At 63.0% G+C, this 25,685-nt stretch carries 23 protein-coding genes and 1 pseudogene; 16 read left to right on the top strand and 8 right to left on the bottom strand.

Translation table 11 applies throughout. The annotated features are described in order from the left end of the window. Nucleotides 1-150 precede the first annotated feature (150 nt). Nucleotides 151-1,194: a Ppx/GppA phosphatase family protein gene (locus ACP2YO_RS27615; RefSeq protein WP_426434312.1), complete on the top strand. Its 1,044-nt coding sequence runs from the start codon at nt 151-153 to the stop codon at nt 1,192-1,194. Nucleotides 1,195-1,408: 214 nt separating this feature from the next. Further along, entirely contained in the window at nt 1,409-2,110 is a 702-nt protein-coding gene (locus ACP2YO_RS27610) for an RlmE family RNA methyltransferase (RefSeq protein ID WP_426434311.1), read from the top strand. Nucleotides 2,111-2,224: 114 nt separating this feature from the next. On the opposite strand, the gene ACP2YO_RS27605 is transcribed toward ACP2YO_RS27610, so the two are convergent. Continuing rightward, nucleotides 2,225-3,712, bottom strand: coding sequence for a DHA2 family efflux MFS transporter permease subunit (locus ACP2YO_RS27605; protein WP_426434310.1), 1,488 nt, complete (start codon nt 3,710-3,712; stop codon nt 2,225-2,227). 145 nt (nt 3,713-3,857) lie between these two features. On the opposite strand from ACP2YO_RS27605, the gene ACP2YO_RS27600 reads away from it, so the two are divergent. From ACP2YO_RS27600 to ACP2YO_RS27585, 4 genes are all read left to right on the top strand, one after another. Further along, the gene (locus tag ACP2YO_RS27600) at nt 3,858-4,103 is read left to right on the top strand and encodes a hypothetical protein (RefSeq protein ID WP_426434309.1); all 246 of its coding nucleotides are present in this window, start codon (nt 3,858-3,860) and stop codon (nt 4,101-4,103) included. 203 nt (nt 4,104-4,306) lie between these two features. Further along, nucleotides 4,307-5,797 carry an IMP dehydrogenase gene (gene guaB, locus ACP2YO_RS27595; protein ID WP_426434308.1) on the top strand — a complete coding sequence of 497 codons (1,491 nt, stop codon included), beginning with the start codon at nt 4,307-4,309 and terminating at the stop codon, nt 5,795-5,797. Nucleotides 5,798-6,008: 211 nt separating this feature from the next. Further along, nucleotides 6,009-7,055, top strand: a complete 1,047-nt coding sequence (locus ACP2YO_RS27590; protein WP_426434307.1) for an NADP-dependent oxidoreductase — start codon at nt 6,009-6,011, stop codon at nt 7,053-7,055. Between the two features lie 157 nt (nt 7,056-7,212). Next, nucleotides 7,213-7,461, top strand: a complete 249-nt coding sequence (locus ACP2YO_RS27585; protein ID WP_426434306.1) for a hypothetical protein — start codon at nt 7,213-7,215, stop codon at nt 7,459-7,461. A 25-nt stretch (nt 7,462-7,486) separates the two neighbouring features. Here the strand turns inward: ACP2YO_RS27585 and ACP2YO_RS27580 are convergent, their stop codons facing one another. Both ACP2YO_RS27580 and ACP2YO_RS27575 read right to left on the bottom strand, forming a co-directional pair. Then, nucleotides 7,487-8,326: a metallophosphoesterase family protein gene (locus tag ACP2YO_RS27580; RefSeq protein WP_426434305.1), complete on the bottom strand. Its 840-nt coding sequence runs from the start codon at nt 8,324-8,326 to the stop codon at nt 7,487-7,489. A 64-nt stretch (nt 8,327-8,390) separates the two neighbouring features. Beyond that, the gene (locus ACP2YO_RS27575) at nt 8,391-8,795 is read right to left on the bottom strand and encodes a hypothetical protein (protein ID WP_426434304.1); all 405 of its coding nucleotides are present in this window, start codon (nt 8,793-8,795) and stop codon (nt 8,391-8,393) included. A 160-nt stretch (nt 8,796-8,955) separates the two neighbouring features. On the opposite strand from ACP2YO_RS27575, the gene ACP2YO_RS27570 reads away from it, so the two are divergent. Both ACP2YO_RS27570 and ACP2YO_RS27565 read left to right on the top strand, forming a co-directional pair. Then, on the top strand, nt 8,956-9,369 hold the full coding sequence (locus tag ACP2YO_RS27570) for an MAPEG family protein (RefSeq protein ID WP_426434303.1): 414 nt from the start codon (nt 8,956-8,958) through the stop codon (nt 9,367-9,369). Between the two features lie 22 nt (nt 9,370-9,391). After that, nucleotides 9,392-10,690 (top strand): RsmB/NOP family class I SAM-dependent RNA methyltransferase, encoded by a 1,299-nt coding sequence (locus ACP2YO_RS27565; RefSeq protein ID WP_426434302.1) that lies wholly within the window; start codon nt 9,392-9,394, stop codon nt 10,688-10,690. A 140-nt stretch (nt 10,691-10,830) separates the two neighbouring features. Here ACP2YO_RS27565 and ACP2YO_RS27560 read toward each other — a convergent pair whose 3' ends face one another. Further along, entirely contained in the window at nt 10,831-12,096 is a 1,266-nt protein-coding gene (locus tag ACP2YO_RS27560; protein WP_426443324.1) for an MFS transporter, read from the bottom strand. A gap of 108 nt (nt 12,097-12,204) precedes the next feature. On the opposite strand from ACP2YO_RS27560, the gene ACP2YO_RS27555 reads away from it, so the two are divergent. Beyond that, on the top strand, nt 12,205-12,657 hold the full coding sequence (locus ACP2YO_RS27555) for a winged helix-turn-helix transcriptional regulator (protein ID WP_426434301.1): 453 nt from the start codon (nt 12,205-12,207) through the stop codon (nt 12,655-12,657). A gap of 161 nt (nt 12,658-12,818) precedes the next feature. Here the strand turns inward: ACP2YO_RS27555 and ACP2YO_RS27550 are convergent. After that, nucleotides 12,819-13,103: pseudogene (locus ACP2YO_RS27550) on the bottom strand (DHCW motif cupin fold protein); the annotation flags it as partial. Between the two features lie 117 nt (nt 13,104-13,220). Here ACP2YO_RS27550 and guaA point away from each other — a divergent pair. Together guaA and ACP2YO_RS27540 are read left to right on the top strand one after the other, a co-directional pair. After that, entirely contained in the window at nt 13,221-14,816 is a 1,596-nt protein-coding gene (gene guaA, locus ACP2YO_RS27545) for a glutamine-hydrolyzing GMP synthase (RefSeq protein WP_426434300.1), read from the top strand. A 1,233-nt stretch (nt 14,817-16,049) separates the two neighbouring features. Continuing rightward, nucleotides 16,050-16,241, top strand: a complete 192-nt coding sequence (locus tag ACP2YO_RS27540) for a hypothetical protein (RefSeq protein ID WP_426434299.1) — start codon at nt 16,050-16,052, stop codon at nt 16,239-16,241. A gap of 148 nt (nt 16,242-16,389) precedes the next feature. Here ACP2YO_RS27540 and ACP2YO_RS27535 read toward each other — a convergent pair whose 3' ends face one another. Then, on the bottom strand, nt 16,390-17,790 hold the full coding sequence (locus tag ACP2YO_RS27535; RefSeq protein ID WP_426439645.1) for an IS1182 family transposase: 1,401 nt from the start codon (nt 17,788-17,790) through the stop codon (nt 16,390-16,392). 245 nt (nt 17,791-18,035) lie between these two features. After that, nucleotides 18,036-19,574 (bottom strand): IS21 family transposase, encoded by a 1,539-nt coding sequence (istA, locus tag ACP2YO_RS27530; protein ID WP_426443134.1) that lies wholly within the window; start codon nt 19,572-19,574, stop codon nt 18,036-18,038. Nucleotides 19,575-19,807: 233 nt separating this feature from the next. On the opposite strand from istA, the gene ACP2YO_RS27525 reads away from it, so the two are divergent. The 4 genes from ACP2YO_RS27525 (at nt 19,808) to ACP2YO_RS27510 (ending at nt 21,227) form a co-directional block, all read left to right on the top strand. Next, entirely contained in the window at nt 19,808-20,068 is a 261-nt protein-coding gene (locus ACP2YO_RS27525; protein WP_426434298.1) for a hypothetical protein, read from the top strand. 25 nt (nt 20,069-20,093) lie between these two features. Next, nucleotides 20,094-20,216 carry a hypothetical protein gene (locus ACP2YO_RS27520; protein ID WP_426434297.1) on the top strand — a complete coding sequence of 41 codons (123 nt, stop codon included), beginning with the start codon at nt 20,094-20,096 and terminating at the stop codon, nt 20,214-20,216. 170 nt (nt 20,217-20,386) lie between these two features. Beyond that, nucleotides 20,387-20,998, top strand: coding sequence for a hypothetical protein (locus ACP2YO_RS27515; RefSeq protein WP_426434296.1), 612 nt, complete (start codon nt 20,387-20,389; stop codon nt 20,996-20,998). Nucleotides 20,999-21,017: 19 nt separating this feature from the next. Further along, the gene (locus ACP2YO_RS27510; protein WP_426434295.1) at nt 21,018-21,227 is read left to right on the top strand and encodes a hypothetical protein; all 210 of its coding nucleotides are present in this window, start codon (nt 21,018-21,020) and stop codon (nt 21,225-21,227) included. 852 nt (nt 21,228-22,079) lie between these two features. Here ACP2YO_RS27510 and cax read toward each other — a convergent pair. Then, the gene (gene cax / locus ACP2YO_RS27505) at nt 22,080-23,180 is read right to left on the bottom strand and encodes a calcium/proton exchanger (RefSeq protein WP_426434294.1); all 1,101 of its coding nucleotides are present in this window, start codon (nt 23,178-23,180) and stop codon (nt 22,080-22,082) included. A 722-nt stretch (nt 23,181-23,902) separates the two neighbouring features. Here cax and ACP2YO_RS27500 point away from each other — a divergent pair. After that, nucleotides 23,903-25,498, top strand: coding sequence for an EAL domain-containing protein (locus ACP2YO_RS27500; RefSeq protein WP_426434293.1), 1,596 nt, complete (start codon nt 23,903-23,905; stop codon nt 25,496-25,498). Nucleotides 25,499-25,685 lie beyond the last annotated feature (187 nt).

Here is a 25,685-nt window from a genome sequence, read left to right as displayed (position 1 = left end):
AGATAACGCACGCTCCCCTTAACGACAACGCCCGATTGGGCATGGTCCCAATGTGAACGGCTGTTGCGCAGACCCTTGGCGCTGCTAAAGTTTCCGTGAACGGAAATTCTTCGGCGGGCCGCGTTCCGGCCCCACGGAAAGACAGTTTTGATGAATGAGGAAGTGCGGCTTTGCGACGGCCTTGCGGCCGGCGAGGTCCCGCCGGGGTTGGCTGCGGCAGGCGCCGATGCGGGCGTTTACGCCGCGCTCGATCTTGGCACCAACAACTGCCGGCTCCTGATCGCCAGTCCGTGCGGCGACGGGTTCCGCGTCGTCGACTCGTTCTCGCGGATCATCCGGCTCGGCGAGGGCATCGCCGCGACCGGTTCCATCAGCGACGCCGCGATCGACCGCGCAATTGTCGCGCTCAGCATTTGCAGCGACAAGATCCGCTATCGCAAGGCGCGCCGGCTGCGGCTGATCGCCACCGAGGCCTGCCGCGCCGCCGGCAATGCGGAGAGTTTCCGTGCCCGGGTCGCCGCCGAGACCGGCATCAAGCTCGAGGTGATCGACCGCGAAACCGAGGCGACGCTCGCCGTGATCGGCTGCTCACCGCTGCTCGATCCCAGGGGGCGCGGCGCCATCCTGTTCGACATCGGCGGCGGCTCGACCGAACTGGTGCGGATCGAGCGTGATCCGGACACGCCGAACGGGGCGCCGCGCATCAAGGCGTGGATGTCGATCCCGCTCGGCGTCGTCACGCTGGCCGAGCATTTCGGCGGCAAGAACGTCACGCGGGAATTGTATGCGCGGATGATCGACGAAGTCGCGCGGCATGTCGCGCCGTTCGCGGCCGAGCACGGCACCGACCTGCGCGGCATGCACATGCTCGGCACATCAGGCACCGTGACCACGCTCGCCGGCGTGTTCCTCAATCTGCCGCGCTACGACCGCCGCCGCATCGACGGCATCTGGATGAACGATGCAGACGTGACGGCGACGATCCAGAAGCTGCTCGGCATGAGCTACGAGGAGCGTGTCCAAAGCAACTGCATCAGCGTCGAGCGCGCCGACCTAGTGCTGGCGGGCTGCGCCATCCTCGACGCCATCCGGGCTGCGTTCCCGCTGCCACGGCTCCGGGTCGCCGATCGCGGCCTGCGCGAGGGCATGCTGGTCGAGATGATGCGCGAGGACGGCGCGCTGCGGGCGTGCTAGAGGGGTCCCTTGCCTCGCCCCGCTTGCGGGGAGAGGCCGGTTTGCATCGCCAGATGCAATCCGGGTGAGGGGGACTCTCCGCGCGCGCATCTCTCACCTTGATTGCGGAGGCAGCCCCTCACGCTTTTTAAGAACGGCGGCCGAAAGGCCGCCTATGCCCTCTCCCCGCAAGAGCGGGGCGAGGGGGAAGAAACACCGAGACGCAAGAAGCATCATGGCGAAAGACACCACCGGGCGGCTGCACGTCACGGTCAAGAGCGGCGGCAAGCGTAAGCTGTCGTCAAAACTCTGGCTCGAGCGCCAGCTCAACGATCCCTACGTCGCCAAGGCCAAGGCGATGGGCTTTCGCTCGCGCGCGGCCTTCAAGCTGCTCGAGATCGACGACAAATATCGCCTGCTGAAGCCCGGCATGACGATCGTCGATCTTGGTGCCGCGCCCGGCGGCTGGAGCCAGATCGCCGCCAAGCGCACCGGTGCGGCCGACGGCAAGGGCAAGGTGGTCGCGATCGATTTGCTCGAGATGGGCGAGATCCCCGGCGTCACCTTCGCCCAGCTCGACTTCCTCGATCACGATGCGCCGGAAAAACTGATCGCGATGATGGGCGGCCGCGCCGATTTCGTGATGTCCGACATGGCCGCCAACACCACGGGCCATCGCAAGACCGACCAGCTCCGCATCATCGGCCTGGTCGAGACCGCCGCCCACTTCGCTTGCGAGGTGCTCAATCCGGGCGGATCGTTCCTGGCCAAGGTTTTCCAGAGTGGTGCGGAGGCCGAGCTTCTCACACAGCTCAAGCGCGACTTCGCCACCGTGCGCCACGTCAAGCCGTCTGCAAGCCGGCAGGATTCCTCCGAGCGCTACGTGCTGGCGACGGGGTTTCGCGGGCAGCAACAGCCGTCATTGCGAGGAGCGTAGCGACGAAGCAATCCATGGCGCCGCAAGTGGAGGCATGGATTGCTTCGCGGAGCCTGTCATCGGGCGCGCATTCGCGCGACCCGTTGGCTCGCAATGACGGGTCAGGGCCGACCGCTACCCCAGCCGCTGATCCCGCGCGTCTTGCGTGTCTTCCGTCGCGTGCTTGACGGCGGCGGTGGCGGCGCCCTTTGCGGCACCCTTGCGGCTCGACATCTCGATCGCCTTGCGGCCGGAGATTTCGTTGCCGGCATCGACGGGCATCTGCCGGAACGACCAGGCCGACGCCGCCGAGATCAGGGAGACCACGATGAAGGCCGGCCCGAACACGCCGGCCGAAAGCTCGGTTTGGTGGTGCAGCGCCAGCGTGGTTTCGACGCAGAACGCGCCGACCGCGACGCCGGCGGACACCGCGAGCTGCTGGTTGACGCTGACCAGCGTGGTGGCGCGGCTCATCTGCGTCGGCTCGATCTCCGCATAGGCCACGGTATTGATCGCGGTGAATTGCAGCGAACGGAAGAAGCCGCCGACCACCAGGATGATGAAGATCAGCAGCAGCGGCGTCGTCACCGTGAACAGCGCGCAGGCGGCCAGGAAGACCGAACTGACGACGGCGTTGACGGTCATCATGTTGCGGAAGCCGAAGGCGCGGATGATGCGCGCGGCCAGCGTCTTCATGCCCATGGCGCCGACAGCGGAGGCGAAGGTCACAAGGCCGGACTGGAATGGCGACAGCCCGAAGCCAACCTGCATCAACAGCGGCAGCAGGAACGGCAGCGCGCCGATGCCGAGCCGGAACATGAAGCCGCCGATGATGGCGGCGCGCATGGTCGGCAGCCGCAGCAGCCCGAAATCGAGCACCGGCGAACCGGTGCGCCGCGCGTGAATGACATAGAGCGTCATCGAGACCGTGCCGACCCCGACCAGCGCGGCGACGATCGACCACGGCAGCAGATTGAGGCCTGCGACCGAAAGCCCGAACGCGATACCGGCGAGGCCAATGCCGGCCAGCACCAGCCCATACAGATCGAAGCGCTCAGGGTCTTCGCTCCTGATCGGGTCGATATACTTCAGCGCCATGAAGATGCCGAGCAGCCCGATCGGGATATTGATCAGGAAGATCCAGTGCCAGGAGAAATAGGTGGTGATGAAGCCGCCGAGCGGCGGCCCGATCACCGGTCCGATCAGCGCAGGCACGGTCACCCAGGCCATCGCATTGACCAGCGCGCTCTTGTCGACCGAGCGTAACAGCACGAGCCGCCCGACCGGCGTCATCATCGCGCCGCCCAGGCCCTGCAGGATGCGGGCGAACACGAAATCGGTCACCGAGGACGACAGCGCACAGCCGATCGAGCCCAGCATGAACACGGCGACGGCGCCGGCAAACACGATGCGTGCGCCAAAACGGTCTGCGGTCCAGCCGCTTGCCGGGATGAACACCGCAAGCGACAGCAAATAGGACGTGATGGCGAGCTTCAGCGTCAGCGGGCTGGTGCCGATATCGGCAGCGATGGCGGGCAGGGAGGTCGCAATCACCGTGGAATCCATGTTTTCCATAAACAGGGCGGTGGCCACGATGAGCGGGATCAGGCGTGTTTTGTTCATCAAAATGGGGCGGCTGTGCTGAAAAAGGCGGGCGAGGGCGCTGTATCATCCTGCCGTCGCAGGCGCTATTGCGGAACGGGACAAACCACCTAAATCCAGCGTGACGCTGGTATGCATCCGCCCCGCCGGCGCCTGAAGGTGTGCCGTGATCTACGTCCTTGCCGCTTTGTTGCCGCCGATCGGGCTGCTCCTCAACGGACAGCCGTTCGCGGCGATCTTCAATCTGGTCCTGATCGTGTTTTGCGCGATTTTCGGGCTGTTTTTTCACGTATTGCTGCTGGTGCCGTCTGCCCATGCGGTGATCGCGGTCCACATGAGGCGCGAGGACCGGCGCCACCGGGAGGTGGTCGAGGCGATCCGCCGGCATGGGCCGCCGCAGGGATATCGCTAGACAGGCTGCCGTAGCAGCTGAATCGGCCCCGTAAAAAGCCTGTGCATGGCTGGCAAACACTTTGATTCGTCATGCCTTCATGCTATCGACCGCCGTCAACCCCATCGATGGGCGCCGATTCGACGGTGACGCAGCCAGCGTCGCCGCAGATGGCGCTTATCCGTAAGATTGCAGCGGCTTGAGGCCGCCGAAAGGAGTTGGCAATGGCCACGGGAATTCAGGCGATCCGCGAAGCCTTCACGTTCGACGATGTGCTGCTGAAGCCCGGCCTGTCGGACGTGCTCCCCTCGGAAGCCGACATTCGCTCCCGCATCACCCGCGCGATCCCGCTCAACATCCCGATCATTGCTTCGGCGATGGACACCGTCACCGAGGCGCGCATGGCGATCGCGATGGCGCAGGCCGGCGGCCTCGGCGTCATCCATCGCAACTTCGATCCGGAGGGCCAGGCCGCGCAGGTGCGGCAGGTGAAGAAGTTCGAATCCGGCATGGTGGTCAATCCGCTGACCATCGCTCCCGACGCCACGCTGTCGGATGCGCTGACGCTGATGAAGGATCACGGCATCTCGGGCATTCCGGTCGTCACCGGCGGGGCCAAGAACGTGCCCGGCAAGCTGGTCGGCATCCTGACCAACCGCGACGTGCGCTTCGCCACCGATCCCAGGCAGAAGGTGTCGGAGCTGATGACGCACGAAAACCTCGTCACGGTGCGCGAGGGCGTCGGCCAGGACGAGGCCAAGCGGCTGCTGCACCACCACCGCATCGAGAAGCTCGTCGTCGTCGACGATCAGTATCGCTGCGTCGGCCTGATCACCGTCAAGGACATGGAAAAGGCGGTCGCGCATCCGCTGGCCTGCAAGGACGCGCAGGGCCGCCTGCGGGTCGCCGCGGCCACGACGGTCGGCGAGACCGGATATGAGCGGACCGAGCGGTTGATCGATGCCGGCGTCGACGTCGTCGTGGTCGATACCGCGCACGGCCATTCCAGGCATGTGCTTGCCGCGGTCAACCGCATCAAGCGGCTGTCCAACGCCGTCCAGGTCGTCGCCGGCAATGTCGCGACCGAAAGCGGCGCGCAGGCGCTGATCGATGCGGGTGCAGATTGCATCAAGGTCGGCATCGGCCCCGGCTCGATCTGCACCACGCGCATCGTCGCCGGCGTCGGCGTGCCGCAGCTCACCGCGATCATGGATGCGGTCGCAGCTGCCAAGAAGGCCAACGTGCCTGTGATCGCCGACGGCGGCATCAAATATTCCGGCGACCTCGCCAAGGCGCTGGCGGCCGGCGCCGACATCGCGATGGTCGGCTCGCTGCTCGCCGGCACCGACGAGACGCCCGGCGAGGTGTTCCTGTGGCAGGGCCGCTCCTACAAGGCCTATCGCGGCATGGGCTCGGTCGGCGCGATGGCGCGTGGCTCGGCTGATCGTTACTTCCAGCAGGACATCAAGGACACGCTGAAGCTCGTGCCCGAAGGCATCGAGGGCCAGGTGCCCTACAAGGGCCCGGTCAGCAATGTCATGCACCAGCTCGCCGGCGGTCTCAGGGCAGCGATGGGTTATGTCGGTGCGAAGAATATCCAGGACTTCCACGAGAAGGCCGAGTTCGTCCGCATCACCGGCGCCGGCCTGCGCGAAAGCCACGTCCACGACGTGACGATCACCCGCGAAGCCCCGAACTATCCGGGCGGGGTGTAAGTTTTCTCCGGGACATTCCGGGGGCGCGTCGACGGCGCGAACCCGGAATGACGGAGTGAGATGCGGCATCAGCGTCCCCCCGAGATGACGCCCGTCATTTCAAACAACATTTCAAACAGCTCTGCGCGAAACAACAAAATCCGTCTCCCTTGCGGGGAGACGGATTGCATGACTACGTTCGCGCCATGAATTAACGAGCAGAGGAAATCCCATGTCCCAAGGAAACGCCCAAGGAAACGCCCAAGGAAAGCGCGTCGTTCTCGCCTCCCGTCCCCACGGCGAGCCCAAGGCCTCCGACTTCCGGGTCGAAGACTACACACCGCCGGTGCCGGGTGACGGGCAGGTGCTGCTGCGCACCGTCTGGCTGTCGCTCGATCCCTACATGCGCGGGCGCATGAGCGACGGTCCGTCCTATGCGCAGCCGGTGCCGATCGGCGGTGTGATGGAGGGCGGCACGGTCAGCGAGGTGATTGCCTCGAACAATCCGGGCTTCGCCAAGGGCGATATCGTGCTGTCGCGCGCGGGCTGGCAGACCCATGCGCTGTCCGACGGCAAGGCGCTCGCCAAGATCGATCCGGCCATCGCGCCGATCTCGACCGCGGTCGGCGTGCTCGGCATGCCCGGCATGACCGCCTATACGGGGCTGCTCGACATCGGCAAGCCGCAGGCGGGCGAGACCGTGGTGGTCGCCGCCGCATCCGGCGCCGTCGGTTCGGCGGTCGGGCAGATCGCGAGAATCAAGGGCGCGCGTGCGGTCGGCATCGCCGGCGGCAAGGACAAATGCGACTACGTCAAGAACGAGCTCGGTTTCGACGAGTGCCTCGATCACCGCGATCCGAACCTTGCCGCCAAGCTCAAGGAAGCCTGCCCGAAAGGCATCGACGTCTATTTCGAGAATGTCGGCGGTGCGGTATTCGACGCGGTGTTCCCGCTGCTCAATGCGTTCGCACGTGTGCCGGTCTGTGGCCTGATCGCGCATTACAACGACACCCAGGCTCATGCGCCGACCTGGGCGGGTGCCTTCATGCGCAGCATCCTGACCAAGCGGCTGACCTTCCGCGGCTTCATCGTCAGCGACTTTGCCGCCCGCCACGGTGACTTCCTCCGCGACATGTCGCAGTGGGTGCGCGAAGGCAAGATCAAGCACAAGGAGTGCGTGACCGAGGGGCTCGACAGCGCGCCCGAGGCCTTCATGGGCCTGCTCAAGGGCGCCAATTTCGGCAAGCAGCTGGTCCGGGTCGGGCCGGACCGGGCCTGAAATTGGGGCATAAAGGTCCCATTCCGCGCAGCGACGTATCAAAAACGCCACAACGTCAAGCTTTTGGGGGCTTTTGGCCCCCATTTGCTTGACCGGGAACCGAAGGCATTGAATCAATACATCAATATTTTGATGCGCCAATTTCAGGTGTGTAGCCATGTTTGAACTGGTTATTTTAGGCGTAATCGTTCTGGCGGTCGGCTATTGGGCGACGATGTTCGCCATGGGCCGCCGCGACGACGTGTTGCATGGAAAATTCGTGGAGGAGGAGCCCGGTGCCGGGCCCGCTTTCGCGATGCCTCCCGTGCGGTCGGCGCCGCCGGCACCACAACGCACCAGCAAGGACTCGCTGCAGACGCTGCTCGCGGTCATCAAGCAGGATCTGAACGACGCCGCGCGGACGTAGTGACGCCGCGCAGATGTAACTTCGCTCAGGCCGCCGGCTCCTTGCCGAGCAGCATGTCGAGGTCGACATCGACCTGACCCGGCGCCCTGACGTGGCGCACCTCGAAACTGTCGGGCTGGAAGCGGTATTCGACCAGGCCGGTTTCCTTGATGCCGATCAGCTCCTGCCTCGCGTCAGGAACGATGAAGCCCACCGAGGGCGCCCAGACGTGGCGGACATGCTCGAAGGTATAGTCGCGGCGCTGGTGGACATGGCCGCTGCCGACCAGCCGCCAGTCGACCTTGCCGAACATCTCAATCAGGCGCCGGCGTGCCGGCTGCGGCACGTAGCGGAACGAGGTCGCCTCCTGCTCGGCATCGTAGGGCACATCGAGATAGAGCGGCTTGTGCAGGAACAGCGCGACCGGCTTGCCGACGGCCTTGTCGAACTGCGTGGCGAGCCAGTCGAACTGCTCGGCTTCGCTGTCGAGACCGGTGTTCATGATCAGCGAATTGAGGCCGATGAAGCACCAGCCGGCGGCATCGAAGTGCCAGCGGTCCTCGCCGATCAGGTCGGTGAACGCCTTGCGGGTGGCTTCGGTGGGGAGCTGCTTTGGCGCCGCGTCGACCGCGGTCGGGTTGTCACCTATGTCGTGATTGCCAGGCAGATAGAGGCAATCGACCGGCAGCGCTCTGTGTAGTTCCTTGGCGAACACCAGATCGTCGCGGCTGGTCGGTCCGTCGAAGGCGACGTCGCCTGAGTTGAGTACGAGATCGGGGCGCTTCGCGTCGATATGCTCGCTGACGCGGTGGAAATTGTCGGTGAGGAGCGTGTGACGGCGGGCGAGGTGGGTGTCGGAAATTTGCGTCAGACGAAATTGGGCCATGCATCGATCCTTTCGGGGCGATCATAGGCCGGCCCGGAGTCGGAACGATGACGCCACCTCAGGATCAAATCGCAATCATCCCCGCCTTCATCTCTGTCTTGGACAGGCAGGTCCCGAATTCGACCGCGGTGGTCGCGGCGTTGAGCCCGAGATAGGCGAGGGCCGAGTGCCCCATGTCGTAGACCACGAACGCGATCAGTCCGAGCACCAGCGCTGCGGCGAGGCCGTGCCTGAGCATGTCGCTCGTCGAGCGATAGCCGGTGCGGAAATAGATCGAGAGGAGGATCGCGACGGCAAGGGCGGCGGCGACCCCGGCAAGGCCCGACATCGCCACACCGAGCCCCCCATCCGGGTTGTCGTCGAACCAGCCCGGGCCCGGCGCGATCGCCTGGAGCAGCGAGGTCTGGGAATCGTCGAGGAAGGCGGCCGCGTGGGCCACGCTGGCGAGGATCGGAGAGGTGATATTCATCGCGCACCCGCAGGGCGTTGGGGCTGAAACCAGCAAAACTCCTGTGAGTTGGTCACGCAGCCCGGATTGTGGTTCAAGCCGTTCCAGCGGCACCTTCATTGTCAGGGGCAAGCGGTGTGGCCAAGAGGCCGTGCGACGTTTCGGCTTAAGGGAGATTATGATGTCTATTCAAATGGTTCTGTTACCTATCTTCATCCAGATTGGGCTCACCTTCGTGCTTTTGTTCGGAATGGCGACGGCGCGCGGTCGCGGGCTCTCCATCGGCCGGGCGAGGATGGGGAATATCGCGTTGCGCGAACCGGTCCGCGACAGCCAGCTCGGCAACTGCTTCGCCGATCAGTTCGAACTCCCGGTCCTGTTCTACATTCTGATTGCATTGGCACTCCCGCTGCGCCATGCCGACCTCTTCATCGTGCTGATGTCCTGGGTGTTCGTGGTGACGCGCTTTGCCCATGCCGGCGTCTTCGTCACATCCAACGACGTCCGGCCGCGCTCGCTCGCCTGGTTTGCCGGCGTGCTGGTGCTGGCGGCGATGTGGCTTTATTTCGCGCTCAAGATGCTGCTGCTGATCTGACGCGTCCAACCGAAAGATATCAATGACCCCCGCTGCCCGGCTCTCCGCCGCTATCGAGCTGATCGACACCATCGACACGCAACGCATTCCTGCCGCGAAGGCGCTGAAGGAATGGGGCACCGCGCACCGCTATGCCGGCTCCGGCGACCGCGCCGCGATCTCCGGCCTGATCTGGGATGTGCTGCGCCGCCAATCCTCGGCGGCGTATCTGATTGACGATGATAGCGCCCGTGCCCGCGTGCTCGGCATGCTCAAGCTCGAGCGCGGCCTCGATGCCGACACCATCGCAGCGCTCTGCGACGGCGGCCGCTTTGCGCCACAGCCGCTGACCGAGGCCGAGCGCGCTGCGCTGACCTCGCGCGCGCTCACCGACGCGCCCGCCCATATCGCCGGCGATTACCCGGAATGGCTCGATCCCTATCTGGCAAAAATGTTCGGCGACGATCGGGTCGCGGAGGCGACCGCGATGGCGAGCCGTGCCCCGCTTGATCTGCGCGTCAACACGCTGAACGCCACGCGCGAGAAGATCCTGCCACGGCTGGCGCATCTCGGCGCCAGGGAGACGCCGTGGTCGCCGCTCGGCTTGCGCATCGAACTCGGCGCCGACGCGCGCAATCCCGGCATCCATGCCGAAGAGGATTTCATCAAGGGCGCCATCGAAGTCCAGGACGAGGGCTCGCAGCTTGCAGCGCTGCTGTCGGCCGTCAAACCCGGCGAGCAGGTGATCGACCTCTGCGCCGGCGCCGGCGGCAAGACGCTGGCGCTCGCGGCGCAGATGCAGGGCAAGGGCCGGCTGATCGCGACCGATCATGACAAGCGCCAGCTCGCGCCGATCCACGAGCGGCTGTCGCGCGCCGGCGTGCATAATTGCGACGTGCGCACGCCGCGCGGCGAGGCCGAAGTGCTGTCCGACATCAAGGCCTCGGCCGACCTCGTGCTGATCGACGCGCCCTGCACCGGCACCGGCACCTGGCGCCGCAATCCCGATGCCAAATGGCGGATGCGTCCCGGCGCGCTCGAGGTGCGGCTGAAGGACCAGGCCGCGGCGCTCGACCGCGCCGCGCCGCTGGTCAAGCCGGGCGGTCGGATCGCCTACATCACCTGTTCGGTGCTGCCGGACGAGAACGGCGGACAGGTCCAGGCCTTCATCGCGCGTCATCCGGAATTTTCGATCCAGCCGCCGGAGCAGACGGCGAGCGTGCTGTGGGACAAGGCCGAGGATTTTGCCAACGCCGCGCTGCGATCCGACGAAGGCTGGCTGATGACGCCGCGCCGGACCGGGACGGACGGGTTTTTCGTGTCGGTGCTGAAGAAGGCGTGAGCTTTCCTCCGTCATTGCGAGAAGCTCGCGACAAATTGCAGAGCAATTTTGCGCTGAAGCGACGAAGCAATCTAGGCTTCCGCAGATGCGGCACGATGGATTGCTTCGCTTCGCTCGCAATGACGGGTGAGATCGGTAATCTAGCGCCCGCACTCATACGCCGCGCCCGCAGGCACTGGCGTCCGGCTCACCACGATGACCCAAAACAGCAGCGCACATCCGCTGATCCCTGCGCCGAGCACGCAGACGCCGCTCCAGCCGGCGGTCGCATAGACCGCGGTCGAGGCGATCGCGCCTGTAGCGCTGCCGATCGAGTAGAACACCATGTAGCCGCCGACCAGGCGGCTTGCCGCGTCGGGGCGCGCGGCGACGATCAGGCTCTGATTGGTCACATGGATGGCCTGCACCGCGAAGTCGATCATCACGACGCCGGCCACCACCAGCCATAGCGAGGTGTGCAGGCAGGCGATCGGCACCCAGCCTGCGAGCATCAGCAGCAGCGACAATCCTGTAGTGCGTTGTCCCCAGCCGCGATCGGCGAGGCGGCCCGAGTTGCGCGCTGCCAGAGCACCTGCGAGGCCGGCGATCCCGAGCATGCCGATCGTGGTGTGCGACAGCGACAACGGCGGGCTTGCGAGCGGTAGCACAATCGAGCTCCAGAACACGCTGAAGCTTGCGAAGATCAGAAGCGCGAACACGGCGCGCTCGCGCAGGATCGGCTCCTCGACGAACAGCGCAAATGTCGAGCGCAACAGCTTTGCATAGGACGAGCCGGCCATCTCCTTTTCCTTGGGCCTCGGTTGTTGCCGCGGCAGGGCGCGGGCGAGCAGGCCGGCCAGAATTAGCGTGAGCACAGCCGAGGTCAGGTAGACCACGCGCCATCCGCCGAGATCGGCCAGCGCGCCGGAGACGAAGCGGGCGAGCAGGATGCCCGACACGACGCCTGACGTGACGGTCCCGATGGTGCGGCCGCGTTCGGCCGGAGTTGCCGATGTCGCGGCGAAGGCAACCAGCACCTGGATCACGACCGCCAGCAGCCCGACCAGCACCATGCCTGCCAGCACCATCGCGGCGTTCGGCGCCAAGCCTACGATGGCGAGCGCGATCGCCGACAGCACGGTCTGGCCGACGATCAGCCGGCGCCGATCCACGAGGTCGCCGAGCGGCACGATCAGCACCAGGCCGAACGCGTAGCCGATCTGGGTCAGCGTCACGACGATACCGATCGCGGCGGGGTCGATGCCGAGATCCTGCGCCATGGTGTCGAGCAGCGGCTGGGCGAAATAGATGTTGGCGACGCTCAGGCCGCACGCGACCGCAAACAGCTGGACGACCGCGGACGACAGCCTGCTGTTGTCGGAGTCGCCGGGGTTGGCCTGTGCAGCCTTGATCGCGTCGTGGTTCATCATCATAGCCTCCGCTCAATCTGGTATTATAATGAGACCAGTTGCGTCAGGCGCTGTCTAGTCCTATTTTAAGACCGGATCGATTTGTGATCGGGAGAGGACGGCGCGATGAAGCGGACCGGATTTGCCAAGGCCGAGTGCCCGGTGGCGCGCGCGCTGGATGCGATCGGCGACTGGTGGTCGCTGCTGATCGTCCGCGACGCGTTCGACGGCTTGCGCCGGTTCGGCGATTTCCAGAAGAACCTCGGCATCGCCAAGGGCATGCTGACCGCGCGGCTGCGCAAGCTGGTCGAGTTTGACGTGTTGGAAGTCGTGCCGGCTTCAGACGGCAGCGCCTATCAGGAATACGCGCTGACGAAGAGGGGCCGCGACCTGTTCCCGGTCGTGGTCAGCCTGCGGCAGTGGGGCGAGGCGCATCTCTTCGCGCGCGGCGAAGCGCATTCGGTGCTGCTGGATCAGGCGGGGCAGCCGGTCGGACGACTAATGCTGCCGTCGAAGGCGGGACGGGCGCTGACTTGGTCCGACACGAGTGTGAGGAAAGTCGCCGCGCGGAAGCGGTGAGTGGCGTGCAACAGCCAACGCGTGGGCGGCATCCCCAAGCCTTGGCGTCATCCTGAGGCGCGAGCACTTGCGAGCCTCGAAGGATGGGATGGAGCCGGGCCGTCGCCCTTCGAGACGGTCGCTTCGCGACCTCCTCAGGGTGACGTGAAAGGGCAGGTGCCTCAATCCACAATAAACAGCGTCGCGCCTGCCTTCGTCGACGAGCGGTGCGCGGCGTCGCCGAAATCCGACACCTGATAGCTCATGCCTGATGTCAGCGTGAACCTCCGGCCGTCGCGCAATTCGGTGTCGAGCTCGCCCTGCACGACAAAGAGCACATGGCCGCGATCGCACCAGTGATCGGCGAGATAACCCGGCGAATATTCGACCATCCGCACCCTGACATCGCCGATATCGAGCGTGCGCCACAGCGCCTGGCCGGTTTCGCCGGTGTGGACCGTCGGCTCGCAGCCAAATTATGTCAATAATACTGACATATATCATCATGTCCATGCCCAAAGAAGAATGTGGGCGCGGCCCGCCGCGCGGTTGCGGGGGCGGGCGGTGTCGCGTATTTGCTTGCCATGACAGCCGCACCAAAATCCAGCGAGTCGACGCCATCAGTGGCCTCGGCGCATGACAAGATTCTGATTGTCGATTTCGGCAGCCAGGTGACGCAACTGATCGCCCGCCGCGTTCGCGAAATGGGCGTCTATTCCGAGATCGTCCCGTTCCAGAAGGCCGAAGCCGCCTTCAGGGAGATGAAGCCGAAGGCGGTGATCCTCTCCGGCGGCCCGGAATCGGTGCACGAGGCGGGCTCGCCGCGCGCGCCGCAACTGATCTTCGAATCCGGCGTTCCCGTGCTCGGCATCTGCTACGGCCAGATGACCCTGGCAGCCCAGCTCGGCGGCGAGGTCGAGGGCGGCCACCACCGCGAGTTCGGCCGCGCCGATGTCGAGGTGAAGACGGATAGCGGCCTGTTCGACGGCGTCTGGAGCCTGGGCGAAAAGCACCAGGTGTGGATGAGCCATGGCGACCGCATCACCAAAATGCCGCCAGGCTTCTCGGTGGCCGGCACCTCGCCGAATGCGCCGTTCGCCATCATCCAGGACGAGAAGCGCAAATATTACGGCCTGATGTTCCACCCCGAAGTGGCGCACACGCCCGACGGCGCAATACTGATCCGCAATTTCGTCCGCAAGGTCGCAGGGCTGACCGGCGACTGGACCATGCGCGCCTTCCGCGAGGAGGCGATCGAGAAGATCCGCGCCCAAGTCGGCAAGGGCAAGGTGATCTGCGGCCTCTCCGGCGGCGTCGATTCCGCCGTCGCCGCAGTGCTGATCCACGAGGCGATCGGCGACCAGCTCACCTGCGTGTTCGTCGATCACGGCCTGCTGCGCCTCGATGAGGCCAAGACCGTCGTCGACCTGTTCCGCCATCACTACAACATCCCGCTGGTGCATGTGGATGCGTCGAAGCAATTTCTCGGCGAGCTCGCAGGCGTCACCGATCCCGAGGCCAAGCGCAAGACCATCGGGCGTTTGTTCATCGACGTGTTCGACGCCGAGGCAAAGAAAATCGGCGGCGCTGAATTTTTGGCGCAGGGTACGCTCTACCCCGACGTGATCGAAAGCGTCTCCTTCACCGGCGGACCATCCGTCACCATCAAGTCGCACCACAATGTCGGCGGCTTGCCCGATCGCATGAACATGAAGCTGGTCGAGCCGTTGCGCGAGCTGTTCAAGGACGAGGTCCGCGTGCTCGGCCGCGAGCTCGGCCTGCCGGACGTCTTCGTCGGCCGCCACCCGTTCCCGGGCCCCGGCCTCGCCATCCGCTGCCCCGGCGACATCACCAGGGAAAAGCTCGACATCCTCCGCAACGCGGATGCGGTCTATATCGACCAAATCCGCAAGCACGGCCTCTACGATGCGATCTGGCAGGCCTTTGCGGTGCTGCTGCCGGTGAAAACGGTCGGCGTGATGGGCGACGGCCGCACCTACGACTTCGTCGTCGGCCTCCGCGCCGTCACCTCGACCGACGGCATGACCGCGGATTTCTACCAGTTCGACATGAAGTTCCTGGCCGAGACCGCCACCCGCATCATCAACGAGGTGAAGGGCGTCAACAGGGTGGTGTACGACGTGACGTCTAAGCCGCCTGGGACGATTGAGTGGGAATGATTCAGGCCCAACCGAGCGTATCCGGATATACGCTATGTTACGCCATAAGCAGCTGAAACAAAAAACAAATTCGTATTTTTACTGCCGCGATCTATCGACACGCAAAGTTTGGCTCTGCCAGACCGATTGACGGGCCTCGACATCTTGCTCGGCCGAATCTTTGAAAGTACCGTCACGGGAAATGAGGCTCGTGACGGTACTTTTTTTGGCTTAAAGATTTGAATTCACTGTGAATTCTCTGTTGCGAGCCTCCGAAAAAGCACTGACGGTACTTTTTTGGAGACGGTAGGAATGCTGACGGACGTTGCACTTAAGGCTCTGAAACCACGCGAGAAAACCTATAAAGTTGCGGATCGGGACGGCATGTATGTTCGCGTCACACCATCAACTTCACGAACGCGATGCATTACCTGGAGCCGGTCCCGCCCGGTTTCTGGTCGGTGACAATGTATGTGGACCAGCACCGAAGTGGGACCCCGCCCTGATCAGCCTCGATGCATTGATACTTCACCAGGAATTTCATTTGAGGTGGGGTCCCGATCGGCGCCGATCGGGACCCCACCTCGCTGTTGGCTTCCTTAGCTGATTCAATTGGTTGGCGCGGTTTCGGCAGGGGTCCCGCTTCGGAGCTTATTCACAGCCTGTTTTAGAGCAAGCGCGCAGCTCCCAGTGTCCACACTCCTATCCTCCCATTAGCTCGCGCAGTGTCCCTGTGATGTATGCAGTGTCCCTGTGATGTATGAAGTCGCCGCGGCTCGAGCGGCGGGGCCTTGACGAAACCCACAATCCGCTGCAGCAGCCCGATCTTTGTCGGCCACCGGACTGACGCCCGACCCCAAAAGGTCTTTAATTGCCCGCGGGCAAGGAGCAAGGGCTGGAGAGGACCCAATGGATCAACAGCGCAGACGGATCAAACACGAGAAGACCTTTGAACAACGGCTAGCAGAAGAGGCTCAACGCTTCAAAGAGGCAGCAGACTCGCCGGATTGATGGTGTCAAGGTGAAAGTGTGTGTAAGCATGTGGCAGTAGCGAATTTGCATTGTCCGAAGAGGTTGATTGGCACCCGCAAAGGTGGCCCCAGTGGTTTGGCACTGGGGCCTGTCCTTGGAGGGACATGACCCCGGGATAAGGGGGTGCGGTCCGGGGGCGGCGAGTCGATTCCTGCCCGAACAAATCGTTCCTAACGTCCGCCGTGTCGAGGATATGCTCTCGGTATAACCGAGGCCATGTCCATGTCCGACAGCACCGCCGAAATTGGCAGGCTGATGAAGGTGACTGAGGCGATCGTCCAGGAGCTGCATCGCCAGGGCGTGGCCGAGGCGGTGGCCGACCTCAGGTTCGACCCGATGGAGATGGCACGGGCGGTGATCCGGGCGGCCGATGGCCAGGTCATTCCTCTGTTCGGGCCGAGGCCAGCTCCTTAAGTCTTAGCGCGACGCGCTCGCCGTGTCTGCTTGTCGGGGGATTGTGTTGCAAAACTCGTTTCTGTCTTGGGGGCGAGCTTGGCTTTTGAGTTTTGGCGGTTCCTTTTGGTACGGTGGTGTCGGCGGTTTCCGTTTTGCTTGTGGATGTTCAGCACGCGACTGCCAGAGGTGGCGGGGGACGGCAGATTAGCTTGGCCAGTCGCCTCAGGTTCTGCGCCGTGGCTGTGAGCAGCACTTCGTCCCTGACGCCATTCAAGCCCCGCAGCCGAAGCCGGTCGAGCCTGAGAATGCGTTTCATATGAGCAAACCGCATCTCGACCTTTTTGCGCTCGCGGCGCGATTGCTGGAAGGCTTCCGTATTGGCCAGCGCACGGACACGATCGCGCACATCTTCGTTGAGGTCGCGGGTAATTTTTCGCACGACCGCCGTCGTGCATTTGGGCTTCAAGGCGCAGCCAGAGCAGTCGCTCTTGCTGGCCCTGTAGTAGACGATGTGACCTTGATCGATATTGCCGGTGCTGGTCAACTCCGCGCCACCCGGACAAACGTAGACATTGCGCTTCTGATTGAAGGCGAAGTCGGCTCGACTAAAGGTGCCATCGGGGCGTGCCGACTTGTCCCACACCGGAACGTGCGGCGTGATCTTGCGATCCACCAGCCATTTGAGCAGCCTTACCGCGCCGTAAGCCGTGTCGCCTGCCAGCCTCTGGGGTCGCAGATCGAAGCGACGCTCAACACGGTCCACCATGGTCTGGGTGACAGCAATCTCAACCGCACGGTTCGCGCGCGTGCCTACCGCATCGAGGATGATCCCGGCCTTGTTGTCGATCAAATAGTTCGCATCATAAGCAAAGAAGGGGTCCACGCCTGGCCTCGCAACCCATGTTGCTTGCGGATCGGTGAGCGAGACTTCTTTGGGAGGCTTGCGTCGATGGCTGCCTTCACTTGAACCGCCACCGTCCTCATCACCGTCCTTATCGCTGTTGGCGGCATCAAGCGCTGCGATGTACTCGCGAACCGCATGGGATGCTTCCTCCGCCTTTGGCCAGGTAATAGGCTGGTCGCCGGGGAGCCGCCTGGTCCTGTTCACATCTGCCTTGATCAGGCTCGCATCGACCGAGAACGCCTCGCCTCCAACCAGCCCCGCTGAAATACACAGCGCCACTACACCCTCAAAAACCCGGCGTAAGGCATCGCTCTCACGGAAGCGTTCGCGCCGCGCCCGGCAGAACACTGAGTGATCAGGGATATGGTCCTCGATGCCGAGCTTGCAAAACCATCTGTAGGCCAGATTGACTTGGACCTCAGCGCAGAGCCGGCGCTCGGAACGAAGCGCAAATACGTAGCCCACAATCAGCATCCGGATCATGAGCACCGGATCAATCGAAGGCCGGCCAGTGTGCGAGTAGAATGGAGCGAGCTCGTTGTGCACCCAACTCAGGTCGAGCAAACCGTCGATTTGCCGGACCAGATGATCAGGCGGCACCACCCTGTCGAGATCAAAGGAGTAAAAGAACTGGCCCTGACCGCTCGCCTGCCGCCCTAACATCCGCTGCTCCCGCAAATGCTGTCTCAAACCAACGGAATCACGGTTCGCGAGTCGCCTCAACCGGAGTTTTGCAACACAATCCGGGGTAGAACGGACGCGCCAAGCTGGCCGTTCAAGCCATTCGGCGTGGCCGAGGCTTGCGGCCTCGCCGCCGGCTTCGATGTCGGCAAAGGCCTTGGCCATGCCGTGAAGGCCGAGCGTGTGGAGTTGATCGAGAGTCGGATGATTGAGCAAGACGTGATCTCCTAGTTGTAGTAGCGCGGCCCGCGGATGTTGGGATGAAGGATCGGCGCGTCGTCCGCGGAGCGCTTGGGTGAAGGACGCCGATCGAGATTGTTGGCGAGGATCGACTTGACCGAGCCGTAGGTGCGTGCGCCGATGTCGATCGCCCGCGCGGCGGCGGCATCGAGCCGCTCGTGCCCGTAGGATCGGGCAAGCCGGATGATGCCGAGACAGGCGCGGAAACCCTGTTCCGGATGCGCGCGCTCGTCGAGGATCAGGTCGCAGAGCGCGGCGGTGGCCGGCCCGATCGAGGCTGCGTCCTTGCGGATACGCTCGATGGTCCAGCCGGCGTAGCGCCGATGACTGGAGGCCATGTGCTCCGGCACGGTCGTATGCTTGTGGTTGCCGCTCATGCGCTGATGCGCGGCGATCCGCTCGCCCTTGTGGAAAATCTCGACGGTGCGGGCGGTGAAGCGAACCTCGACCTCGACGCGGACGAAGCGATGCGGAACGCTGTAGTAATGCGCCTCGACCTCGACGTGATAATCGATGCTGACCCGGCAGATCCGCCACTCGGCGAACACGTAAGGGCTCTGCGGCAAGGCCTTTAGCGCGGGCCGGTCGATCTCCTCCAACAGCTTGCGGCGGGTGATGCCGAGCCGTCGGATCGGCCGCTCCTCGTTGAGCCGTATGAGCAGTTCGGCGATCGCCGCGTTGACCTCGGCGAGGCTGTGGAAGATGCGGTGGCGCAGCCGTCCAAGCAGCCAGCGCTCGACCATGAGGACCGCCTGCTCGACCTTCGCCTTGTCCCTCGGCCGTCGCGGTCTGGCCGGCAGAATGGCGATGCCGTAATGCGCCGCCATGTCGGCGTAGCTGCGGTTGATCTGCGGATCGTAGAGGCAGGCCTTGATCACTGCGGTTTTGGTGTTGTCCGGCACCAGCAGCGCCGGCACGCCACCGATCGCCTCGAAGGCGCCGACGTGGCCGCCGATCCAGTCGGCGAGCCCCTGCGTCCAGGTCGCCTGCGCGTAGGTGAAGCTCGATGCGCCGAGCACCGCGACGAAAATTTGCGCGGTGCGCCGCTCGCCGGTCAGCCGGTCGATCACGACCGGCACGCCGTCGCCGGCATAGTCGACGAACAGCTTGTCGCCGGCTGCATGCGACTGGCGCATCGTGACCGACAGCCGGCCTTCCCAGGTGCGGTAGAGTTCGCAGAAACGCGAATAGCGATACCCGCCGGGTTCGCCCGCGATGTACTCCTCCCACAGGATCGACAGCGTCACGTGCTTGCGCCGCAGCTCGCGGTGCACCGCCGCCCAGTCCGGCTCGGATTGCCGGCGATGGCCCCGCCGGGTGCCAGAACCGGCGCCGCCCCCCGCGAACAGCCGGGCCTCCAGGACAGGATCCGTCAGGTCATCGCTCAACGGCCAGGTCAAGCCCGCCGCCTCGAACCGGCGGATCGTCAAACGCACCGTCGACGGCGCCGTTCCCAACCGCCGCGCAATCTCACGGGTCGGCATCCCGGCCGACTTCAATCTGATCACATCGCGCACATGGCGCATCGCAAACCTCTCCGTCGGCATCCAGGTCCCCTTCGCAAAGCCGAAAGGCGGGACCGTAGCGGAGCCAGAAGAGGCCTCGTCACCCCCGGGCGACATCATCCCGGAATGGTGGGCGAGATCATCTCGGAATGGCGGGCGAGATCAAATCGGAACGGTGGGCGACATCATTCCGGAATGGTGGGCGACATCGAGCGGAATCAGCACTCGCGAGCCGGCGTCGCTTTGATTGGCCCATGCCGGCTCAGAAAATCACGTTTGGCGACATGCGCTCGATGGGCGTGCGGGGCGTGCTGGTTTACTGCTCGGACCACCGGTGCAGCCACTCGGTCGCGCTCATGGCGGACCGCTGGCCCGACGATGTGAGGCTGTCCAACCTTGAGCCGCGCTTCGTCTGTGGCGCCTGCGGCAAGCGTGGCGCCGACATCCGGCCGAACTTCAGTTGGAACGCCAAGGGACCGGCCGGCGGCTTGGGCTATCGATTGCCAGCGCGATGACCCGATCGAGTTACCGGACGGGCGCGTGCTCGGCACGCTGCACGATGCCGCCACCTACATCACCGGCTTGCCGAAGAATAGCTCACGCCCGCAGAAAACAACTGGCAAAGGCTGGACAGGCAACGTTAAAACGGTACGTGCGACGTGATGATTCAGTAGAAGGGCTGCTTTTTATAAATATTTAGTAGTATTGATATTGTATTTGTAATCAACTTTAGATTGCTTTTTATCCTTAACCAGAAATCTATTCTTTGATTTACAACTGCAATCGACAGTTTACCTTGTTTTTTGCAGGAGCAGATTCAAGGAAACAAAAAAATGCGCCGCTTAAGCCTCAACGTATGTCTGGTTTTGTTCTTTCTGCCGGTGTGGGGCTTCAACGCAGAGGCAGATGAGAACAAGTCGGATAGCGCGAGGATTGTTCCAGCTCTTAAGCTTGAATGCACTCCGCCTCGGAAAGCCGGTGAACCATTCGATCCGTCATCAACATCGGCAATTCCGCATGCCGAGCAATTCGTCGCTCGGGAACATTTCAAGGAAGACATCGCGCCGACGGCCGAGGTCATGATTTCCTGGCTCGGTGCAACCTTCGTGCGCCGGTTCGCAGGCAAGGTCGAGGCCGGAAGCCTTGCATCACTCCAAACGTACTTCTTGAAGAGCCCCTCAAACGATCGGGAAATCATCGCCAAATTGGGCGGTCGGCATGAAATCAACCTGGCCGACGTTTGGTGTCTCTTGAGGCTGCAGGCCAAGGGCGAACAAGGTGCGTTGGAGACCAATTCCGTCCCGAACATATTCTTTGTATCAGACCGTACGGGCGAACTTGGCGTCGTTGACGCGATCTGGGGAGGAGCGGGGTGGGAAATTGGTGCCAGTCCGGTCGGGGACCGGCGCACATGGCCCTCCGGAACGCGCGTCATTTCCCGCTGATCCTGCAACGGATCATGGCATGGCGTTATGCTTTTCTTGCGCGCCCTTTTGCGACCGGGCGTCGCTGCTGGCTAACCAGTCAGCCACGCTGGCCGTTGACCGGCTGATGGCGCGATTCGCAAATGCTCGTCCGGTCCGGAAGCAGGGTGCGGCAATGCTCGGCAACACCGCGCCTGTGCGTGAAGTGGATCGCTCCAACTCCAGCGAACATGCCAAGCTGGATTATTGACGTAAGCCGGAACGCGCCACAGCCAGATCGTTTCGTAAACGCTGTCGCCGAGGCGATCTACATCGGGGTGCGCCGTTGGCCACAGAGCCGAGACGCAGGCAAGCGCCACGATAGGCGCGGCCAATATGATCATCTTGCGCATTATTCTATCCGCAACAAAAATGTGTAAGCAATGCAGTTCCTCTAGACGTAATGAGCGGGTGTAAGCAATGGACGTTCGCAACCAATGGTCAACGACTACCATAAACTATGTGCGGTTCTCACTCGCACGACCGGAAACGTCCGTAAAGCTACGGGAGTTTCGAAAGGCTTCGTGAAAATTTCAGATGAATCGACGTCGTCAACCTCGCGATGTTCGTTCAAATGCCCGTCTTCCGCGAAACGTAGCAGGGCAATTGCTTTCGCGGTACGATCAATCTTCTGTTCAACCACGCGTGCGCCTTGCTTGTAAAAACGAGGCCGCTCGTCCGGGAGCGCAGGCACGGCCTGTCCGGCCTTCAACAAACCGGATGATGGCGAAGTGCCAAAACTGCCCCCGCGGGCTTCGCAACACGCTTGATAAGGAAGGCAATTGACGCTTGCGCTCGCCCTTCGGTTGCGGGAGCATTTTGCCGATCCGGGCTGCAGAATTGGAGCGCATGCTATGGCGGTTGGCGGCGAGAATTATGATCTTAGAGTTACAGTCGCATCACTGAAGCTGCTCGTAGGCAGGCTGTTCGCTCTACAGTATCGAAATCTCAACCTCGATCCCGATCATGTGCCCGATGCCCACGAATACTGCCGTCGAAGCAAAGGCCGCACGCATTCCCGTTGGCCTAATCAAAGGCCGGGGCAGGTAGCGCCTTACGTGATTCATCCCGGTCCTTGCGTCGCTGGCGGCACGACGTAGAGCGTCATGGCGAAGATAGCGTAGATGAAAACGAGCAGGACGCCGATGAACCATGCCGAGCGCCCGCTGTTGGTGATGAAGGTGGCCATGACGGCCGAGATCATCACCATGGTCACCGCACCCGGCCAGAACTGCAGGTTCATCGGCGCCGGACCCACGACATAGCTGAGCAGCACCAGCGCCGGCGCCACGAACAGTGCGATCTGCGAGGCGCTGCCGAGCGCGATCGAAACGCTCATGTCGAGGCGGTTCTTGCGCGCGGCAGAGAAGGCCACGGCCATCTCGGCCGCGGCACCGACGATCGAGACGATGATGAAGCCGACGAAGGCCGGGCTCATCCCGAATGTTTCCGCCGCCTTCTGCACGGATTCCACAAAGATCTCGCTCACAAGCGCGACCAGCACAGTGACGACCAGAAGCGTGCCGACCGCAAGGCCGATCGGCCAGTGCGCTTCCGCTTCGCCGTGCTCCTCGCTCGCAAAAAATTCCTTGTGGGTGTGGAGCGAGAACACGAGGCCGAGGCCATAGGCGGTGATGAGCAGCACGGCGACGCCAGCGCTGAGCTTTTGCGTGACGACTTCGCCCTGGGCCAGATCAAGCTCGGCAACCGCGGAGGGGGCGAGGAGTGCGACGGTCGCCATCAGGAGCAGCGCCGAATAGAGCCGGCCGCCGGCGCGGTTATATTCCTGGACATGGTAGCGCAGACCGCCGATCAGGAAGGAGGCGCCCAGCATGAACAGTGCGTTGGTGACGACTGCGCCCGCGATCGACGCCTTCACCAGCATGTATTGGCCCGCACGAAGCGCGGTCACGGCGATGATCAGCTCGGTGAGGTTGCCGAGCGTCGCGTTCAGCAGGCCGCCGACCGCATCGCCCGTCTTGGCGGCGACGGCCTCGGTCGCGTGACTGAGAAGTGCTGCCAGCGGCACGATGGCAAGGACCGCGAGCACGAATAGAGCTGTATGCGCCTCCGGCGCCGCCTTTTCGGCCACCAGCACGATCGGCACGACGATGAGCAACCAGAGCAACGGATTGTACCGGATTTCCTTAAGCAGAGATTTCATGGTGCCCCCTTGGCGCATGCAAGGGCAGGAAGATCGGGGAGGGGGGCGGGCTGAATGTTGATCTGGCTCAATGGGGCCGGGCGATCAGGGCTTGGAACGGCAAAGGATCGCCTGTTAGGTCGGTCGCCGATGGCGTAATCCCTTTTTGGTTCGCGAGTGGAGGATGTCACTCGGAACGTAAATAGCGCGGAGCCATGGCTAATCGGAACTGGGAAGCATCACCGCTGCCAATGTGCAGACGGACGCCGAGACCGTCGTGCCGCTCCTCTACTTCATCGTTGAGCGTGCGCAGGGCAAACGCGTCAAGACGGACTCCTCTGAGCGTGTGGTTCCTGTGCATCCCGAGGTGAGGCCCTCAGGACCTCGTTTGGACAAGCCGGATTTGCCGCGGTGCACTCGGGCGACCGGAGTGGCTCCCAGCTTGAGGCGCTTCCCGGGATTCCCAAAGCCTCACCGGCATAACTGCTAGAGGTTCAAGAGCAGACGTTCGTGAACGCCGGTTACTTGTCCGCTTGGCCAACAGGGGAAGAACCAACGCTATTCAATTACACCCGCCCGTTGACCAGGGAATGCACCTCCGGATCGGTGAGAACGCCGGCAACACCCGCTTAACGAAGGGTTACAACCGTCCAATAGTTTCTCGTCATTGGATTTACCTCGCACCCACTTTGCCGCCCTATCATTGCCGGGTCATCAGACGATCGATGGCGCGAGGTTTGAACATGAGGCGTTCGCGCATCATCGCTATCGCAATTCTGCTCGGCGCGTTCGGCGCGGCAATGCCGATCGCCGCAGTGGCCTACGTATCCTGGACTCTCGCGGTTGAAGCCGAGCAGCAGCGGCTATCTACATTCGCCAACCGCGCGATCACGAGAGCGAACAGATCGCTCAACGAAATCAGCGGGGCACTACGTACAATGGTCGAATTCCGCGGCGAACCGTGTTCGCCCGACCATATTGCCGAGATGCGCCGACTCGCGATGGACACGCCGACGGTCGAGGAGATCGGTTACTTTGAACGCGGTCAACTCAAATGCACCTCGTGGGGCAGGACCGAAGGCGAGGTTCCCTACCAGCGCGGCGACTACACTACCGACAACGGAATCGAGGTCACCATCCGGATGCGGCCGCTCGTAACAAAGGCGAAGCCGTTGATGGCGCTTCAGTACCAATCTTACAATGCGTTGGTTGACCCGTTGCGCTTCGTCGACGTAATCGTGGATCCCGGCATGCAGCTTGCCATTGCAAGCGACGATGGCGCGCTGATCAGCGCACTGAACAGTCCAGATCCACGGCTGTTGCGAACTATCCTGGACCAACGGCGCAATGGCATGAATGAGCGGGAGCTATTCGCAGTATCAAGGGCCAATGGCTGGATGGCGATTGCCATCGCGCCGCGCGACGGTTTGTTACCCAACCTGCGCCGCGAGCAGCTTATGTTGTTGCCGATCGGCGCGTGTCTCGCCTTATTTATCGTGGGCATCGTGATCTGGTTTTCTCACAGAAGGCTCTCGCCGAGAGGCGAACTCGAGATTGCAATTCAGAATCGCGAGTTCGTGGTTCACTACCAACCAATCGTGGAACTCAGGACGGGTCGCTGTATTGGAGGTGAGGCGCTGGTGCGCTGGCGCCGACCGGATGGATCGTTGGTGCGACCAGACCTGTTCATCCCACTCGCGGAAGATACCGGCCTGATCATGCCGATCACCGACCAGGTGATTGGCATTGTGGTGGCCGATCTCAATAAGCATTTTCTTGCCTATCGCTCCTTGCATGTGGCGATCAACATCAGCGCGGCCGACATCAAGACCGGGAGGATCTTGCCTGTGATCACGCGCGCGCTTGAGCGAACTGGTATCGAGCCACAGCAAATTTGGCTCGAAGCCACCGAGCGCGGGTTCATGGATATCGATTCCGCGCGCGCAACGATTACCCTCGCGCGGCAACTCGGTCACGCAGTAGCGATCGATGACTTTGGAACCGGCTATTCGAGCCTTCAGTATCTGCAGGGATTACCGCTGGATGCGCTTAAGATCGACAAGTCCTTTGTCGATTCGATCGGCAAGAATACAGCGACCAGTTCCGTGATCTCGCACATCATCGACATGGCAAAGACGCTGAACCTGCAGATCATCGCCGAAGGTGTCGAGACCGAAGTCCAGGCGAGCTTCCTGCGTGTTCATCAGGTCGAGTTTGCGCAAGGCTGGCTGTTCTCCAAGGCGCTAGCCTTGCCGGACTTCGTGACTTTCCATCGCCAAAGAAATAATAACACTGCAAACCCGATCGAATCGAAGACCGTTCGAAAGTCGACGGGATGATCGATTTCGCTTTCAATACAACGAGGCTGGCGATGTCCGTTCCGGGTGTGCGCCGTGAAAAGGCGGCGCTTTCCAGTGGGTGCAAGTCCCACCCGGCAACCGCTCCAGCCGGAAGCAACCGGAGCAGTCATGGAGGTAACGAAATGGCTGAAGCCTCTGGTTAGCGTGTCACGATATACGGTGACAG

The organism is Bradyrhizobium genosp. P (genome assembly GCF_049949265.1).
GTDB lineage: Bacteria > Pseudomonadota > Alphaproteobacteria > Rhizobiales > Xanthobacteraceae > Bradyrhizobium.
Note: the sequence above shows the minus strand (reverse complement) of the source record. Positions and strands in the feature narration are given on the sequence as shown.